Origin of the sequence: Marinifilum breve, assembly GCF_003202155.1 — a bacterium.
Taxonomy (GTDB): Bacteria; Bacteroidota; Bacteroidia; order Bacteroidales; family Marinifilaceae; genus Marinifilum; species Marinifilum breve.
Genome location: NZ_QFLI01000006.1, coordinates 24412 through 41612 on the forward strand (window position 1 = coordinate 24412; position 17201 = coordinate 41612).

General features: G+C 35.3%; 15 protein-coding genes. 8 read left to right on the top strand and 7 right to left on the bottom strand.

The features are described 5' to 3' along the window. The first annotated feature begins 237 nt into the window (after positions 1 to 237). Together DF185_RS13870 and DF185_RS13875 are read left to right on the top strand one after the other, a co-directional pair. Positions 238 to 2082, top strand: coding sequence for a 2-oxoacid:acceptor oxidoreductase subunit alpha (locus DF185_RS13870; RefSeq protein WP_110361360.1), 1845 nt, complete (start codon positions 238 to 240; stop codon positions 2080 to 2082). A 2-nt stretch (positions 2083 to 2084) separates the two neighbouring features. Then, a complete protein-coding gene (locus DF185_RS13875; protein ID WP_110361361.1) occupies positions 2085 to 3125 on the top strand; it encodes a 2-oxoacid:ferredoxin oxidoreductase subunit beta in 1041 nt (346 codons plus the stop codon). Between the two features lie 316 nt (positions 3126 to 3441). Here DF185_RS13875 and DF185_RS13880 read toward each other — a convergent pair whose 3' ends face one another. After that, complete coding sequence (locus DF185_RS13880) at positions 3442 to 3702, bottom strand: hypothetical protein (RefSeq protein WP_110361362.1); 261 nt, start codon at positions 3700 to 3702, stop codon at positions 3442 to 3444. A 570-nt stretch (positions 3703 to 4272) separates the two neighbouring features. Between DF185_RS13880 and DF185_RS13885 the strand changes: the two genes are divergently transcribed. Continuing rightward, positions 4273 to 7248, top strand: a complete 2976-nt coding sequence (locus tag DF185_RS13885) for a PEP/pyruvate-binding domain-containing protein (RefSeq protein WP_110361363.1) — start codon at positions 4273 to 4275, stop codon at positions 7246 to 7248. A gap of 82 nt (positions 7249 to 7330) precedes the next feature. Here DF185_RS13885 and fabD read toward each other — a convergent pair whose 3' ends face one another. Both fabD and folE read right to left on the bottom strand, forming a co-directional pair. After that, positions 7331 to 8221: an ACP S-malonyltransferase gene (gene fabD, locus DF185_RS13890; RefSeq protein WP_110361364.1), complete on the bottom strand. Its 891-nt coding sequence runs from the start codon at positions 8219 to 8221 to the stop codon at positions 7331 to 7333. Positions 8222 to 8391: 170 nt separating this feature from the next. Next, positions 8392 to 9018: a GTP cyclohydrolase I FolE gene (folE, locus tag DF185_RS13895; protein ID WP_110361365.1), complete on the bottom strand. Its 627-nt coding sequence runs from the start codon at positions 9016 to 9018 to the stop codon at positions 8392 to 8394. Between the two features lie 108 nt (positions 9019 to 9126). On the opposite strand from folE, the gene DF185_RS13900 reads away from it, so the two are divergent. After that, positions 9127 to 9816 carry a hypothetical protein gene (locus DF185_RS13900; RefSeq protein WP_110361366.1) on the top strand — a complete coding sequence of 230 codons (690 nt, stop codon included), beginning with the start codon at positions 9127 to 9129 and terminating at the stop codon, positions 9814 to 9816. Here DF185_RS13900 and DF185_RS13905 read toward each other — a convergent pair. After that, positions 9809 to 11113 (bottom strand): MATE family efflux transporter, encoded by a 1305-nt coding sequence (locus tag DF185_RS13905; RefSeq protein WP_110361367.1) that lies wholly within the window; start codon positions 11111 to 11113, stop codon positions 9809 to 9811. The genes DF185_RS13900 and DF185_RS13905 overlap by 8 nt on opposite strands. A gap of 183 nt (positions 11114 to 11296) precedes the next feature. On the opposite strand from DF185_RS13905, the gene DF185_RS13910 reads away from it, so the two are divergent. Next, positions 11297 to 11899, top strand: a complete 603-nt coding sequence (locus DF185_RS13910; RefSeq protein ID WP_110361368.1) for a superoxide dismutase — start codon at positions 11297 to 11299, stop codon at positions 11897 to 11899. 125 nt (positions 11900 to 12024) lie between these two features. Next, a complete protein-coding gene (locus DF185_RS13915; RefSeq protein ID WP_110361369.1) occupies positions 12025 to 12606 on the top strand; it encodes a superoxide dismutase in 582 nt (193 codons plus the stop codon). 34 nt (positions 12607 to 12640) lie between these two features. Here DF185_RS13915 and DF185_RS13920 read toward each other — a convergent pair whose 3' ends face one another. Together DF185_RS13920 and DF185_RS13925 are read right to left on the bottom strand one after the other, a co-directional pair. Then, entirely contained in the window at positions 12641 to 13522 is an 882-nt protein-coding gene (locus DF185_RS13920) for a DUF6268 family outer membrane beta-barrel protein (RefSeq protein WP_133250045.1), read from the bottom strand. A 41-nt stretch (positions 13523 to 13563) separates the two neighbouring features. Continuing rightward, complete coding sequence (locus tag DF185_RS13925; RefSeq protein WP_110361371.1) at positions 13564 to 14655, bottom strand: adenylate/guanylate cyclase domain-containing protein; 1092 nt, start codon at positions 14653 to 14655, stop codon at positions 13564 to 13566. A 168-nt stretch (positions 14656 to 14823) separates the two neighbouring features. Between DF185_RS13925 and DF185_RS13930 the strand changes: the two genes are divergently transcribed. Beyond that, entirely contained in the window at positions 14824 to 15396 is a 573-nt protein-coding gene (locus tag DF185_RS13930; protein ID WP_110361372.1) for a nitroreductase family protein, read from the top strand. Between the two features lie 35 nt (positions 15397 to 15431). Then, a complete protein-coding gene (locus DF185_RS13935) occupies positions 15432 to 16145 on the top strand; it encodes a carboxypeptidase-like regulatory domain-containing protein (protein ID WP_110361373.1) in 714 nt (237 codons plus the stop codon). A 48-nt stretch (positions 16146 to 16193) separates the two neighbouring features. On the opposite strand, the gene DF185_RS13940 is transcribed toward DF185_RS13935, so the two are convergent. Continuing rightward, positions 16194 to 17105, bottom strand: coding sequence for a proline dehydrogenase family protein (locus DF185_RS13940; RefSeq protein WP_110361374.1), 912 nt, complete (start codon positions 17103 to 17105; stop codon positions 16194 to 16196). Positions 17106 to 17201 lie beyond the last annotated feature (96 nt).

Here is a 17201-nt window from a genome sequence, read left to right on the forward strand (position 1 = left end):
CTTAATCAACTCAAAATCAGCTTAATTTGTATACATAAGTTAAGTGTAACTTTTTATTATACAAACGTTTGCAAAAAGTAAGCAAAATTTCATATCTTTTCTTGTCTAAAATTGGGGAAACGCTACCTTTACCATGTTAAATAACATGTAAACGGAGGTTTACTTGGTTTAATGAAATTCAACAGCAATAAACTAAAAAAACAAAAAATTTAATCTGAGATTAAATTAAAAACAGTCATGAGTCAAAAGACAAAAGTCATTGAAAAGGAAGAAGTTGTAATTAGATTCTCTGGTGACTCCGGAGACGGTATGCAGCTTACAGGAACTCAATTTTCCGATACTTCCGCATTATTTGGGAACGATGTAGCTACTTTCCCGGATTACCCTGCAGAGATTAGGGCTCCACAAGGAACAGTAGGAGGGGTGTCAGGATTCCAATTACACTTTGGGCACACTGAGGTAAATACACCTGGTGATTATGCCGATGTATTGGTTGCAATGAACCCAGCAGCGCTAAAAGCAAACTTGAAATGGGTAAAAGCTAGTGGAACAATCATCGTTAACGAGGATAGTTTTACTGATCGTAACCTTGAGAAAGCAGGTTACGATTCAGATCCGCTTCAGGATGATAAACTTGCGGATTACAATCTGATTAAGGCTAGAGTTACTTCTCTTACAAAAGAGTGTTTGAAAGATTCAGGACTGGATCAGAAAAGTATTCTTCGAAGCAAAAACATGTTTGCTTTAGGTATGGTATATTGGATGTTCGATCGTCCATTGGAGCATACCGAAGAATTTATCGAAAGCAAGTTTAAGAAGCACCCATTGGTTGTTGATGGTAACAAGAAAGTATTACGTGCTGGTTACAACTTCGCAAAAACAATTGAAGCATTAGCATACAATTATAGTGTAGCTCCTGCTAAAATTAAAAAGGGTACCTATCGTAACATTACGGGTAACAAAGCAACAGCTTGGGGATTAATTGCAGCAGCTGAAAAAGCTGGATTACCACTATTTTGTGGATCTTATCCTATTACTCCTGCAACTGAGATTTTACAAGAATTAGCAGCTCGTAAGGATTTAGGTGTAAAAACATTCCAGGCCGAAGATGAGATTGCTGGTATTTGTACTGCAATTGGTGCTAGTTTCGCAGGTAATTTTGCTGTTACAACAACTTCAGGTCCAGGTTTGGCATTGAAGACAGAAGCTGCTGGTTTAGCTGTTATGACAGAGTTACCATTGGTAATTGTAAACGTTCAGCGTGGAGGTCCTTCAACTGGTTTGCCAACCAAAACAGAGCAATCAGATTTGATGCAAGCGATTCACGGTAGAAGTGGTGAGTGTCCTATGCCTGTTATTGCGGCTAGTACTCCTTCAAACTGTTTTGAATACGCATACCGTGCAAGTAAAATTGCATTGGAGCATATGACTCCAGTTATTCTTTTAACTGACGGTTTCCTTGCAAACGGTGCAGAGCCATGGAGAATTCCTAAAATGGCAGACCTTTCACCAATTACAGTTCCTTTGGCAAAAGAAGGTGATGATTACATGCCATATGCCAGAGATGAAGAGAAATTGGCTAGAAAATGGGCTGTTCCTGGAACAAAAGGATTAGAACATAGAATTGGTGGATTGGAAAAAATGGATGTTACAGGTACTGTATCATACGTTCCGGAAAATCACCAGGTAATGACAGATATCAGATCTGAAAGAGTTAGAAAAGTAGCTAACTTTATTCCGGATCTTCCTGTTAAAGGAGAAGAAAATGCAGATGTTTTGGTTGTAGGATGGGGTGGAACATATGGTCACCTTACAACAGCTGTTCGTGAGCTTCAGAAAGAAGACAAGAGCATTGCATTGGCTCACTTTAACTACATTTTACCATTGCCAAAAAATACAGAAGAGGTATTAAAGCGTTATAAGAAAGTTATCGTTTGTGAATTGAACGACGGACAGTTTGCTGAATATTTAAGAAGCAACTTCCAGGATATTAAATTCGAGCAATACAACAAATTGCAAGGTTTACCATTTACTGTGAAAGAATTGAAAGAGACGTTTAATCAATTATTGGAGGAGAAATAATCATGGCAGATTCATTATTAAAGCAAGCGGCTCCTGAGAAATTGACTCCAAAAGATTTTAAGAGTGATCAGGAAGTAAGATGGTGCCCTGGATGTGGTGACCATGGTGTGTTGAATTCGGTACAGAAAGCAATGGCTTTAATGGGTAAGCCTAAAGAGGACTTTGCAGTGATTTCTGGTATTGGATGTTCATCTCGTTTCCCATATTACATGGATACTTACGGATTCCATTCAATTCACGGTAGAGCAGCAGCTATTGCATCTGGTGCTAAATCGGCAAACCCAGATTTGGAAATCCTTCAGGTTTCTGGTGATGGTGATGCATTGGCAATTGGTGGTAACCACTTTATTCATGCCGTGCGTAGAAATATCGATATGACCATCTTGTTATTTAATAACGAGATTTATGGTTTGACTAAAGGTCAGTATTCGCCAACATCGAAGCACGGAATGGTAACCAAAACATCTCCATTCGGAACCATTGAACAACCATTCCACCCAGCGGAGTTGGCATTGGGAGCTCAATCTAAGTTTTATGCTCGATCAATCGATACCAATATCAAGTTGACTTCTGAAATTCTTTTGGATGCAACAAAGCACAGAGGAACATCAATTGTTGAGGTTCTTCAGAATTGTGTGATCTATAACGATGGTGCACATTCTTTGATTACTGATAAGAATACAAAAGAAGAATATCAGTTGGTTCTTCGTCATGGCGAAAGAATGATTTTCGGTAAAGAAAAGAACAAAGGATTGGTAATGGGAGGTAATGGTAAGCTAGTAGTTGTTACCATTGGCGAACATGGCATTACCGAACAAGATATCTTGATTCACGATGCTCATACTCCAGATCCACACATGCATTGGTTGTTGTCGAATATGACAGCACCTGAGTATCCTGTAGCACTTGGTGTAATTCGTGATGTTGCTGCCCTTTCTTACGAAGAGAAAATGGTACAGCAAATTAAAGATGTTCAGGCGCAATCATCAATCAAATGTATGGATGACTTGTTGAACAGCGGAGACACTTGGGAAGTTGAATAATTGAAACTTTTCAATAGAATATATAGAAGAGGGAATCATTGATTCCCTCTTTTTTTATGCAAGTTTTCAAAATTTTAATGAAATAGATAACGGTACTCTGTACCTTAATATTCTTTAAATTATCAAGTTGTCTATAAATGTCAAGGTGCTCTGCACCTAGGTAATACTCAATTCAAATTCATCAGAACAGCAGCAGAGCTGCGTAAGATTTGTCATCTAAGAGTCTGAGTACCGTAACTTTTATTTTTGTTGGTGTTTTCCCTTTAATGATGAATGTTTTTATACGTGAATGTTAATCTCGCTTGATACAAAGAAATTATTCCAAACCGAAATTTGATTTCTCCCAACCATCAGGAATCCTAATATCACCAATAGGCAGAGCTTCCCGGACAGCAGGTAAGGTGATATCACCCTGGAAATGGGTGTACAGATCACTAATATGGCAATGCGAATCACTTAAGAGCATATAAAGATCACAAATATCAGTATGCGAATCAATAAAAAGTACATCAAGATCACTAAAATAGGCTTGCGAATCACTAATAAGTTTATCAGGATCGGATCTTGATTGTCTCATTAGTGATCTTCACAGTTAAAAAAGTGATTCGCATGTATTAAAAAGTGATCTGCATGTACTTAGATGTGATTCGCATGATCATTTAGGTGATCTTTAAAGCAATTTTATTGATTCGCATTAGTATTTTAGAGGGAATTGAACTCCGACCCCTGTTTGGGATATAGTTCCCAGTAGTTGGGAGAGTGTTAAGCTTGTCTTGGAGTTCATTCTCTGGCTTTTTGGAAACTTTCTTTAAGTATTAACCAGTCAGGCTATATTTTGGCACGAGATACCTTACTTCTTATTTGTTAAAAACAGATTTATAGCTATCCGGTTTATCGAGATTTTCTCTTGTCTATGCGTATATTTTGGATTTTACAGAATTGATGACGATATAGTCAAATCTCACTTTACAGAAAACCATAAAATATTAGTATTTTATGCAGCCAATTGAACGCATATATTTGTAAAATTAATTACCATTGTAGTTTGAAAAATTACTGATATTGAAGTTGTCCAACAGACCATTAAGATTAGTAACTTTGTAATAGAATAGAGAAACAACAACACTAAATAAATTAGCTAAAGAATATGGAAGAAATTTCGATTTCGAAAATTTATAAGCGAAAGAAGAACGACCGTGATATTTTTCAGGAATTGATGCCTTACAAAGTGAAGGAGATTCTGTTGATTGCAACTTATTACGACGCATATACAATTGTTCGTGAAGGACAATTCTCAGATAAAATTGTTGGTGAATATTTACAATTGAATTTGTATGCAGCGCCACGTTTTACGAGTGTTGCTACAAACGAAGAAGCACTGGAAGCACTTGAGAATCGCCATTACGATATGGTGATTTTAATGGCTGGTTTGGACAAGGAATCACCATTAGAGTTAAGCCAGGAAATCAAAAAAGTTGATCCTGAAATTCCTGTTTTGGTTTTGGTGAATAACAATAGCGATTTGGCTTATTTCGATCGTGCTGCTGATAAAATCAAAAACAATATCGACCGAGTATTTGTTTGGAATGGTTCAACCAAGATATTTATGGCAATGACCAAGTATATTGAGGATAAAATGAATCTTGAAACGGATACCAAGAGTGGTGATGTACGCGTAATTCTTTTGGCAGAAGATTCGGTGAAGTATTATTCCAGGTATCTTCCTTTACTCTACACCTCGGTGATGACACAAACACAAAAGGTGATATCTGATGAAGGTGATATTGATGAGTTGCACAAAATTTTAAAGATGCGTGCTCGACCGAAAGTGATTTTGGTAAGTACATTCGAGGATGCAGTTGATGTTGTAGATAAATATCTTGAAAACTTACTTTGTGTAATCTCCGATGTTCGATTTGCACGTGATGGCAAATTGGATGATGATTCGGGTGTTGATTTGATAAAATACGTGCAGGCAAAAAACATGAGAATACCATGTTTGATGCAATCGCATGATACCGATAATGCAATTAGAGCAATGCAGGTTGATGCTGATTTTATAAACAAAAACAGCGATACTTTGGCATTGGATATTTATAATTTCATTTACACCAAATTGGGATTTGGTGATTTTGTTTTCCGTAACCAAAGTGGAACACGTGTTGCAGTGGCAAAATCGATGGAAGAGTTTGAAGAGAAGTTAAGATTTGTTCCTGATGAATCATTGCTTTTCCACTCTAAACGAAATGGAATTTCAACCTGGCTGATGGCTCGTGGAGAGATTAACGTAGCTAAAAAGCTAAGAAGATATCAGATTGAAGATTTCAAATCAGTAAAAGATCTAAGAAAATTTTGTTTGGATGTATTCGAAGCTTCAAGAATTAAGCAATTAAGAGGTCGAATCATTCGATTCAAACCAAATATCGTTAATTCTAACCATTACATTGTTCGTATGGGTAGAGGTTCCTTAGGGGGAAAAGGTCGTGGTTTGGCTTTCCTAAGTAATTTTATTGAGAACATCTACTTCAAGAAATTGATCAAGGATATCAATGTATCGATTCCTAAAACAGCTATTGTTGGGGTTGATGAGTATGATAACTTTATTGAGAAAAATAACCTTTACGATAAAATTTACCTTGATAAGAACTATAAAAAGGTAAAAGAATTGTTCCTAAAAGGAGATATTCCTGATAAATTGGGAAATAAGCTTCGCCAGTATCTCGAAGAGATCAATAAACCAATTGCGGTTAGATCTTCAGGCTTATTCGAGGATTCGCTAATGCAGCCTTTCGCAGGAGTTTATGCAACTTATTTATTGCCAAATAACGATCCGGATATAGAGGTAAGATACCAACACTTGGTTACTGCGATCAAGTTAATTTATGCCTCAATCTTTACACCTGAAGCTCAATCATACTTCAGTGCGGTTGATTACAAGATTGAAGAAGAAAAAATGGCTGTGATCATTCAGGAAGTTGTTGGTCAGGAATACAATGGCAAATTTTATCCGAATATTAGTGGGGTTGCACAGTCTTATAACTATTATCCGTTCTCATACATGAAACCAGAAGATGGCTTTTCTGTAATGGCAATCGGATTAGGGAAGTATGTTGTAGGTGGAGAAAAAACACATAGATTCTGTCCTGAGCATCCTAAGTTACAATTGGCTTCTATCGAAGATCAGATTAAAGATTCTCAGAAGTATTTCTATGCAATAGATATGCAGAAAGAGAATATTGATTTGATTAACGATGGGGAAGATGCTGTAACCATTAAATATGAGCTTTCGGAAGCAGAGAAAGATGGCAATTTATTGCACTGTGCTTCGGTTTACGATTTCCAGAACGACAGGCTTGAACCAGATTTGAATTTGCGAGGACCACGAGTGGTTGATTTTGCAAATATCCTAAAATACAATCAGGTACCAATTGCGCATGCCTTAAGCGTATTGTTGAATATCTTCAAGCAAGCAATGGGTGCACCTGTAGAGATCGAGTATGCTGTTGATTTATCGAAAGGCAAGGATGGCAATCCAACTTTCCATTTGCTACAAATTAAACCTTTGATCCGACAGGAAATGAGTGTTGATATTGATATGTCGAAAGTGGATCGCAATAAACTGGTAATGCTTGCAAACAAAGGGATGGGTAACGGAAAGGTAAACCATATCCGCGATGTAATTTATATGGATTTAAGCAAGTTTGACAGAACCAAGACTGAAGAAATGGCTGAGGAAATGGAGCTTTTGAACCAGAAAATGAAAGAGCAAGATCGTCAGTATGTATTGTTTGGTCCGGGACGTTGGGGTACACGCGATAAATTTACAGGAATTCCGGTTCTTTGGTCGCAAATTTCAAATGCCAAAGTAATTGTAGAGCAGGGATTGGAAGACTTCCCATTGGATGCATCATTGGGTTCTCATTTCTTCCACAATGTAACATCTATGAATGTTGGGTACTTTTCAATCAAGAACAATTCAGAATTGAATTTTGTGAATATGGAAATACTCGATAAGCAAGAAAAAGTAGAGCAAATTCACTACTTCAAACATGTACGCTTTAAGGAACCATTGGAGGTTTTAATGGACGGTAAGAAACAAACAAGTGTAATCAGCTATAAATAATACAAGGAGGCTTTAGCCTCCTTTTTTATGCACAAAAAAAGGCTGATCAAAGATCAGCCTTTTCAATATCATTTGAAATGAATTAAGCTTGGTATGAATCGATACCAGCAGTTTCCATTTTACGATCAACTTTCTTCACTAATCCTTGAATTACTTTGCCAGGACCAACTTCAGTAAATGAACTTGCACCATCAGCAATCATATTTACCATTGTTTGAGTAAAACGTACTGGAGCAGTTAACTGAGCAACAAGATTCTTCTTGATTTCAGCTGGATCAGTAACAGGCTTTGCATTTACATTTTGGTAAACTGGGCATGCCGGAGTTGAGAAGTTTGTATTTTCGATAGCTTCTTCTAACTCAACACGAGCAGGTTCCATTAATGGAGAGTGGAATGCACCACCAACTTTCAATGGTAAAGCTCTTTTTGCACCAGCTTCTTTTAATTTTTCACAAGCAATTTCGATACCTTTCATGCTACCAGAAATTACCAGCTGACCTGGACAGTTGAAGTTTGCAGGAACTACTACTTCTTCAATTTCAGCGCAAACTTTCTCAACAGTTTCATCATCTAAACCGATGATTGCAGCCATTGTTGAAGGTTCCATTTCGCAAGCTTTTTGCATAGCCAAAGCACGCTGAGAAACCAATTTTAAACCATCTTCGAAAGATAAAGTTCCGTTTGCAACCAATGCTGAGAATTCACCCAATGAGTGACCAGCAACCATTTCTGGTTTGAAATCTTCACCAAGTGTTTTAGCTAAAATTACCGAATGCAAGAAAATTGCAGGCTGAGTAACTTTAGTTTGTCTTAGATCTTCGTCAGTTCCTTCAAACATTAAATCAGTAATGCGGAAACCTAGAATTTCGTTAGCTTTTTCGAAAAGTTCCTTAGCAAGTTCCGAATTTTCGTATAGGTCTTTACCCATACCAACAAATTGGGCTCCTTGCCCTGGAAATACATATGCTTTCATACTTTTTTTCAATTTGTAATGATTATTCTATATCCATACATATAGAATAAAATCATGGTAAGTTTTGAAATATTCCGGGCACAAATATATTTAATCCGTTCGCAATCTGCAATTTTACAATTTTATTGCCAACGGATTAATATACTTAATACCGGTAAGGTTGATAAATTTTAGATAGTTTTTGCCGAAATCAATCGAATAAATTCTTCACGTGTAGCTACTTTTTCAAATGCTCCTGTAAAATCGGAAGTAGTTGTAATTGAATTTTGTTTTTGAACACCACGCATCGACATGCACATGTGCTGAGCTTCAATAACCACAGCAACGCCTAAAGGATTAAGCGTATCATTAATACAGTCTTTAATTTGCGTAGTTAAGCGTTCTTGCACTTGCAATCGGCGTGCAAATGCATCTACTACACGAGCGATTTTACTAAGTCCGGTAATATATCCATTTGGAATGTAGGCTACATGAGCTCTTCCAACAAAAGGTAACATGTGGTGCTCACACATCGAATAAACCTCAATGTCTTTCACAATCACCATTTGCTTATAGTCTTCCTTAAACATCGCCGATCGTAAAATATCTTCAGGTTTGATGTGATATCCCTGAGTTAAGAACTGCATGGCTTTGGCAACACGCAAAGGAGTTTTTACCAAACCTTCACGTTCTGCATCCTCACCAAGTAATTCTAAAACTTTTTTATAGTGATACATCAGTTCTTCTGTAGTTTCCTGATTGTATTTTTCTATTTTTGTGAATCCTTTATCTTCTTGTCCGTTAATTGAAAATTCCATTCGTCACAGTGTTTTTAATAAGTCGTTGTATTGCTCTGCAAAATAAGTAATAATTTCACCTAATAAACAAACTTTTAGGTGCTTTGTTTTAGCTAAGTTCTTGCATTTATGGATATTTTAATCATTACAGAGACATTTGATGTGCTCAAAGATTTTATTTCACAACTTGAATTAGAGGAAAACCTGGGGCAAAATTATGCTCGCTTCAAGTATCAAAATCAATCTATAGATATACTAATTTCGGGATATGGAGGCAGTATGTCAACCTATGAGTATGCGAAAGCCATTGGCAAATTCAAGTATGATTTGGTTTTGCAGTTTGGACAATGCTACTCACTAAAAGATCAGATTGAAAAAAATCAGATGGTTTGTATTATTGATGATTATTTCGGAGACATTGGAATTGGTGAGGAAAGTAACTTTGCTTCTGTTTTTGATTTACAGCAACGAAATAAAAACGAAGTTCCATTTAAAAATGAGATATTAGAAAACGATACTTTGATTCCTGAAGTGTTTTCTGGTTTTAGAAAAGTAAGTGGAATAACATGTAATGCCATTCCAACTAGTCTTAATTCAATTGCCAATGCCTATATCAAGAATTATCCTGATGTAATTAGTAGGGAGGGAGCAAATTTGCTTTATATCTGCCAAAAGGAAAATGTGAAATTAATTCAGCTGTTTTATGTACTTGAGAATATAGAGAATGCACAATTTAAAATTACTCCTGACGAGCAAATGATAAAATTAGTTACAGAAAAAATTGATGAGGTTTTGAATGAATCTGTAATGCTTACTTAGAAAAATGAACCAACACGGCTTTTTTGTAATAGATAGCTTGAAAAAGCCCTCGGGTAAACATGAAACCTAGCATTGCAATCCAAAGTCCATGATTCTCTAAAGTGCCGTTTAAAAAGTAATAAAGAGGTATAAAAATTAGAATAGTTGCCGCCATCATTGTTTTACGCATATAGCTAGACGCTGTTGCACCAATAAATATTCCATCCATTAGGAATGAGGCAAAACTTAGGAGTGGCAGAAGGACAATCCATTTTAAATAATCTCTGGCAATTGTTATTGTAGACTCAGCATCGGTTAATATTGATAAGATATCGATACCAAATAATCCATATACACCTGTGAATAAAATACTGATTCCGATCCCCCAAATGAATAGTAATCGAATAAGCTGAGATAAGTTTTTTGAGTTGTTTGCACCAATAAATCTGCCAACTAAAGCTTCTGCTGCGAAAGCAAAGCCATCCATAAAATAGGAGAATATAAATAGAAACTGAAGCAATAATGAGTTTACTGCTAAGATTTCTTTATTTACACTAGCAGACTCTGTAGTGAAAAATGTAAATACAAAAATAATGCAGAGTGTTCGTATGAAAATATCCTTATTTACTAAGAAGAAATGCTTCAATTCCTGAACCTTCATCATTCCTTTTGCACTCCAATACTTAAACAAGCGTTTATAGTTTCTCAGGATAAAGAATAAAGCGATAAACAAACTACAATATTGAGCAATTAAGGTACCTAGGGCTACCCCTTTTGCATCGAGCATTAAACCATACACAAAAAATGCCGATAGAGAAATATTAATAATATTCCCTACAATTGCGATTAGCATTGGAGTTTTTGCGTTTTGCATTCCAATGAACCATCCGTTTAATGCATAAAGACCAATGGTAGCTGGAGCGGCCCAAACTCTAATGTAGAAATAGGATTTTGCGATGGTTTCAACTGATTCTTCACTCTCTATTAACCAAAAGCTAAGCATAGCTATTGGTTTTTGGAGTATTAAAATAAGAACACTTCCAGCTAAAGCAACAGTAAGCGCACGTGATAAGGACAGGATTGATTCACTTAAATTTCTTGCACCGTAAGCTTGGGCAGTAATTCCTGTAGTACCCATTCTTAAAAATGCAAAACCCCAGTATAAAAAGTTGAATATTGTGCCACCTAAGGCTATAGCACCTATAAAATCGACTTTCCCCAAGTGACCCATTAAAGCCAAATCAACAAGTCCTAACAAAGGAATAGTGATGTTACTTACAATGTTGGGTACTGCTATATTTAGGATTTTCTTATTCACAATTCAGCTTTTTATTTGCTGCACGAAAGTAGTCAAAAATCCTGTGCTAAAGGAAAAAACATTTTGTCTTTAAAATAAAAGATAAAAAAGTCCTAAAATTATTTGGAATTAATCCAAGTAAAAATTAGATTTGCTTCTAGTGACAAATAAACCTATATCAACCATAAGTAAAATATAAAATATATGGCATTTGAGTTACCAAAATTAGCTTATTCATACGATGCGTTAGAACCGCATATTGATGCCAAGACAATGGAAATTCACCATTCAAAGCATCATGCAGGATATACAAATAATTTAAACGCTGCAATAGCAGGAACCGATTTAGAAGGGAAAAGTATTGAAGATATTCTTGCCAACATTTCACAGCATTCTGTTGCTGTTAGAAATAATGGGGGAGGATTTTACAATCACGATTTGTTCTGGAAAGTAATGTCGCCTAATGGGGGAGGAAAACCAAGTGGTGATTTACATACAGCAATTGAAAAAGACTTTGGATCGTTTGATGCTTTTAAAGAAGAATTTTCGAAAGCAGCGGCAACGAGGTTTGGTTCTGGTTGGGCTTGGTTAGTAAAACAAGCTGATGGCAAGTTAGTCGTTACATCTACCGCAAATCAGGACAATCCATTAATGGATGTTGCAGATGTTAAAGGAACTCCAATTTTAGGATTGGATGTTTGGGAACACGCATATTACTTAAAGTTTCAAAATAGAAGACCTGATTACATCTCAGTTTTCTGGGAAGTAATCAATTGGGAGGAAGTGGTTAAACGCTTTCAGGATTAGTTTTGTTTATTGTTTTTTTGATTTTGGGGCCGGTTCTTTTTAAAGGAATCGGCCTTTTTGTATTTTTTTATTGAATTTGTAATTTTTTATTGTGAAATTGAAAGGAAAATCAAAAACAATAAAAAATGGAACACAAACTACCTACCTTATCGTATGAATTAGGCGAATTAGAGCCTTATATAAGTAAGAATACACTTGAATTCCATTACGGAAAGCACCATCAGGCTTACATTACAAATTTGAATAATTTAATAAAAGGAACTGCTTTTGAAGATGCTAGCATGGAAGATATCGTGAAGCACTCAGAAGGAGGGATTTTTAATAATGGAGCTCAGGTTTACAACCATACTTTTTATTTCGAGGCATTTAAACCAAATGGAAGTGCAGAGCCAAATGGCAAGTTGAAAGAAGCCATTGAAGATACTTTTGGTTCATTCGATAATTTTAAGGCTGAATTTTCGAAAGCAGGAGCAACTTTGTTTGGTTCAGGCTGGGTTTGGTTGGTTGTTGATACTGGTGGAAAGCTATCAATCATGAAGACCAAGAATGCAGGTAATCCATTGCGTGATGGTTTTAAGCCAATTCTTACAATGGATGTATGGGAACATGCCTATTATTTGGACACTCAGAATGCCCGCCCAAAGTATATCGAAAACTTTTGGAATATCATTAATTGGGAACTGGTTGTAAAACGATTCGAAGAATAAATAAAAAAAGGGTGATTTTAAATCACCCTTTTTTTTATATGCTTAGTTTAATTCCAGCTTTTATAAACAAATTATTGTCTAGATCAAAATCAGTGACTTTATCACTTCCATCTTTAAATTCGAACTTTCGGTGGAAGGTATATCCTGAGTTTACATTCAGACTTAATTTTTTTGTAATTTTCTGATTTAAGAAAAGTCCACCTCCAATATTCATGATACTAACATTATCGATAGGACTAGTTTGATTATTATAAACCAAGTCATCTGTTAGGCTAAAGTTTTCACCAGAAATAAATAAATTTGCCCCGATTTCTGTCTTATCTGATGCTTTGTATTTCACATCAAACATTGGGAATCCAATATTAAGGGTCCATTTTTGATCTGGTTTCCAAACTAATCCAGCAATAGGAATAGGAGCATTAACACCAATAGTATTTGAATAGATCGCACCCAAGTTAAGTATCAAATTCTTTTTCTCATTAATAGGTTTACTGAATAAAGCCATACCAAACAGGTTTAACTCATCAAAACCAACCGATGATTCGAAATTCGATGAAATATTTGGTTTGATGTAGGCAGTAAGAAACCAACCTTTCTTTAATGGGCGTGCATACCCAAATGTATATGAAATGGTGTGGAAATTTTTTAAATCGGTTTCCAATAAAGGAGCTGAGCCATAATCAATATTAACACCCGCATAGTTAAAGGTATGGAATATCCTTCTTCCTGGAGTTTTTAGATTTTTGTGAATACTAAATCTAAAGTCGTATTTCTCGAAAGAAATATCATTACCATTGTTGTTATCGCCTTTACCGATAAATGAATAATCAGCTCCAAATTTTTCCTGCATCATTTGGGCTTGAGAGGGGAGTATAATACCCAAAAATATTGCCGCTATTAATAAAACTTTCTTCATGCTATGTTTTTATAAATTACTTAATAAACAAATATTTAATGCTATTGTTTGATAGCATAGATATCTACTTTTTCTTTTTTTCCCTTTAATTCAATGTTATCAATAAAGGAATAATTGAAGGAATTGTAGAAAGCCAGATCCGTTACTATCAATTTTGATGCCAAAAATTCTTCTTTGAATGAATTGCATAGTCCCTGAATTCTTGAAGCAGTATTAATTACATCCCCATGGTAAGCAATGGAACGCTTGATTACACCTACTTCTGCGGCCATTAATGTACCTCCATTTATACCTGCCTTAAATTGTGGAAGAAAGCCATAAGATTGTATATAATGATCTGATCTTTTTTGAAGATACTCCTTAAATCTGAAAAATATCTTAATACACTTCGCACCTTTAATGCCATCATCATAAGGCCAAATTAACACCACTTCATCTCCAATGTATTGGTATATATTTGCATCAAACTCATTAACCGCTAGGGTTAAATCGCTGAAACAATCTTGAATGAGTTGACTGTATTTTACGTGTCCTAATTTTTCAGCATAGGTAGTTGATGATTTTAAATCCATAAAAAGGAAAACCATTTTTACTTCTTTAGGTTGACGATATTTGCCCAGAAGTAAATCCAGAAGTACACCAGGTCCGAATTTCTGATTGATGATTTGGAAAAGGATGATTCCAGCACTTACGATGTAAGTAAAAGTCAGGATTCTCCAAAAATCACTCGACTTCACAAAACGGCGAATTTCTAGAAATGTTTCTTTTGATATTTCTCCAGCCACGATAAGTTCCGATAGAACACCAACAATAAAGATTGTTAGAATGGTTAAGAGAATATGAGTAATACTGTATATGAATATAATCCTACCATATGACTTCTTTCTTAAACGTTCTTGTTTGTTTTTTATAAACAGATTGAGAAAGCCAAAAATAGTTCCCAGAAATATACCACCAAGAATAAGGTTTAGGTCATTTACTTCTCTAACAGATATGTTATGACGAATTTCACCTTCCACCGTTGGATTATAACCAGTTAATATATCCCAAATAAAAACTGCTGTTATCCAAACTAAATTGATAATTAAAAAATCTATAATAAGTTTTTTTCTGCTTTTGTTTAGTTTTAACATCCTTGTAGGGTATTTTTTCTTTTGTTGAATGTATTTTTGTTAAGAATTATAAATTTAAGATAGATTTATAAAATTCTTTGAAGAATTGATAAAAATGGATTAATTTATATCATACGGAAAACTATAATTATCTTGTAAATTAAATTTTAATAAGGATAAAATCAATAAATGTTAAAAGATTTAGTTGCTAAAAACAGAAGTTACAGAAGATTTTACGAAAATGAAAAAATAACTTCGGAGCAGGTTAAGAGTTGGATTGATCTAGCGAGACTTGGTGCCTCTGGTAGAAATGCACAAACCATTAAGTATAAAATTGTATTGTCAGATGAGATGTGCGAGGAAGTATTCAAGAATCTGGCTTGGGCTGGATACTTGAAAGATTGGGAAGGACCTGTAAAAGGAGAAAGACCATCTGCTTATATAATCATGATTAATGATGAGAAGCTGGGTAAAAATTATTTTAGCGATGATGGAATTGCGGTCCAAAATTTGTTACTAGGAGCTGTCGAAAGTGGATTCGGTGGTTGTATTATTCACGCTTTTAAGAGGAAAGAACTTAATGAACTACTAAAAATTGAAGAAGGGCTTTCAATTATTCAGGTAGTTGCCTTGGGAAAACCGAAAGAAGAGGTAGTTATCGAAGAAATGAAAGATGGAGATATCAAGTATTGGAGAGATGAACAAGGAGTTCATCATGTTCCAAAACGTAGTATCGAAGAGGTAATATTGGAAGAATTGTAATTGTAACTCTTCGGAGTTAAATAAAAGCTAGTAAAATGAGAAGATATGTGATTGGTTGTATTGCTCTTTTTTGTTTTGTTCTTGCAACAGAGAAGCTAAATGCACAGAAGATAAGAACAGATTCATTGTTTTTTACAGGTGCGGTTATGGATCAGGAAGAACTATCGCCACTGCCTTATGCGCACTATAGGGTAAATAATAAAAAAGCGGGTACATCTAATGCTTTTGGCCGATTCTCATTTTGGGTAAATGCTGGCGATACCATTCAATACTCTTACGTTGGATATCAAAATGTTCAAGTTGTAGTAAGCGATAGTCTAAAGCAAGATTCATATCTCTTTGGGGTATTTATGGCAAAGGATACCGTTTCGTTACAAGAAGTATTAATCCTACCTCGATTTGGTGATTTTAGAGAAGCATTCATTAATGCAAAGGTTAATACTCCTGAGTATGTTCGTGCAAAGAACAATGTAAATTCAGCTACTTACGAGGCATTGACTAAACGCCCTGATAAAATGGATGCCAAAGCAAATACCGATTTGTTAATCAAGCAGCACGTGATTGACAATGAGCATCAAGTAATGGTTCCTACGGATATGGTTGCAGGCGTAAGTACACTTCGAACCTTACCCGAAGTGCAGCGATTAAAACGTAAGAAGAATATGAAAATTCCTGATAATTTAGTTACCGATAAGGAAATAACAACCTTAAAACAAATGTATCGATACGGAATTAAGAAAAAGAAATAAAAAAGCGGTGAAATTTTCACCGCTTTTTTACTAATCTAAATTTGCATATTAACCTCTATTAAATAATGCCTTTATAATTAAGGAAGCCATTTTTGGGTTTTCTTTTAATCTTCGTGTTGAGTATCCAAACCAATCTTTTCCAAACGGCACATAAACTCTCATTGTATGTCCTTTTTCAACAATTGATTTTCTTAACTCTGGAGTTACACCATATAACATTTGGAACTCATACTTATCCTTAGGAACATTATACTTCTCAATAAGCTTGTATGCGCCATCAACCAAAGGTTTGTCGTGAGTTGCAATTCCTGGGTAAACATCATTCTTAAGCATGAAATCCAAATCTTCAAGGAAATGCTCATTAATTTCTTCGTACTTCTTGTAAGCAATCTCCTCTGGTTCCACGTAAATTCCCTTACACAAACGGTAGTTCAACTTTGAAACGCCATTTTGCATGTCCATCATGTTATTCAAATCGTCAAGAGTTCTCTTAAGGTAAGCCTGAACAACAAGTCCAACATTCTGTGGAAATTCTTTCTTTAATCTTCTGAAGATTTTGATTTCTTTGTCAACACAAGGAGAATCTTCCATATCGATTCTCACAAAATTATTGTATTCAGCAGCTTTTGCTACAACAGTGCGGATGTTTTGGTAACAAACTTCCTCGTCAAGCAAAAGGCCAAAAAACGTTGGTTTAACCGAATAGTTACCATCAATCTTGTTGGCTTCAAAGGTTTCAATAATTTCAAGGTAAGCCTCTTTGTTTTCGGTAGCTTCATCAAGGTTCTTAATGAATTCTCCTAGTAAGTCAACAGTTACTTTAATTCCCTGATCATTTAATTTCTTCGATTCTCTTACTGCATCAGCGATGGTTTCTCCAGCAATGTATCTTTTAGAGAATATCCAAACCAATTTTTTAGGCATATAGGGTAGGGTTGCCGCTATAAGTTTATTGAACATTGAGTTAAAATTTAAGTGATATACGTTTGATAATTGTAGTTCACAATGTATAGAGTAAAAAGTAGAAAAAGAATGATGTTTATCAGCATATCAAAA

Excerpts from the sequence above, each read along its gene's own strand:
- DF185_RS13930 (WP_110361372.1), top strand. The coding sequence starts at position 14,824 with ATGTTAAAAGATTTAGTTGCTAAAAACAGAAGTTACAGAAGATTTTAC.
- DF185_RS13915 (WP_110361369.1), top strand. The coding sequence starts at position 12,025 with ATGGAACACAAACTACCTACCTTATCGTATGAATTAGGCGAATTAGAG.
- DF185_RS13925 (WP_110361371.1), bottom strand. The coding sequence starts at position 14,655 with ATGTTAAAACTAAACAAAAGCAGAAAAAAACTTATTATAGATTTTTTA.
- folE (WP_110361365.1), bottom strand. The coding sequence starts at position 9,018 with ATGGAATTTTCAATTAACGGACAAGAAGATAAAGGATTCACAAAAATA.
- DF185_RS13910 (WP_110361368.1), top strand. The coding sequence starts at position 11,297 with ATGGCATTTGAGTTACCAAAATTAGCTTATTCATACGATGCGTTAGAA.
- DF185_RS13880 (WP_110361362.1), bottom strand. The coding sequence starts at position 3,702 with ATGAGACAATCAAGATCCGATCCTGATAAACTTATTAGTGATTCGCAA.
- DF185_RS13940 (WP_110361374.1), bottom strand. The coding sequence starts at position 17,105 with ATGTTCAATAAACTTATAGCGGCAACCCTACCCTATATGCCTAAAAAA.
- DF185_RS13870 (WP_110361360.1), top strand. The coding sequence starts at position 238 with ATGAGTCAAAAGACAAAAGTCATTGAAAAGGAAGAAGTTGTAATTAGA.
- DF185_RS13935 (WP_110361373.1), top strand. The coding sequence starts at position 15,432 with ATGAGAAGATATGTGATTGGTTGTATTGCTCTTTTTTGTTTTGTTCTT.
- DF185_RS13900 (WP_110361366.1), top strand. The coding sequence starts at position 9,127 with ATGGATATTTTAATCATTACAGAGACATTTGATGTGCTCAAAGATTTT.
- DF185_RS13920 (WP_133250045.1), bottom strand. The coding sequence starts at position 13,522 with ATGAAGAAAGTTTTATTAATAGCGGCAATATTTTTGGGTATTATACTC.
- DF185_RS13885 (WP_110361363.1), top strand. The coding sequence starts at position 4,273 with ATGGAAGAAATTTCGATTTCGAAAATTTATAAGCGAAAGAAGAACGAC.
- DF185_RS13875 (WP_110361361.1), top strand. The coding sequence starts at position 2,085 with ATGGCAGATTCATTATTAAAGCAAGCGGCTCCTGAGAAATTGACTCCA.
- fabD (WP_110361364.1), bottom strand. The coding sequence starts at position 8,221 with ATGAAAGCATATGTATTTCCAGGGCAAGGAGCCCAATTTGTTGGTATG.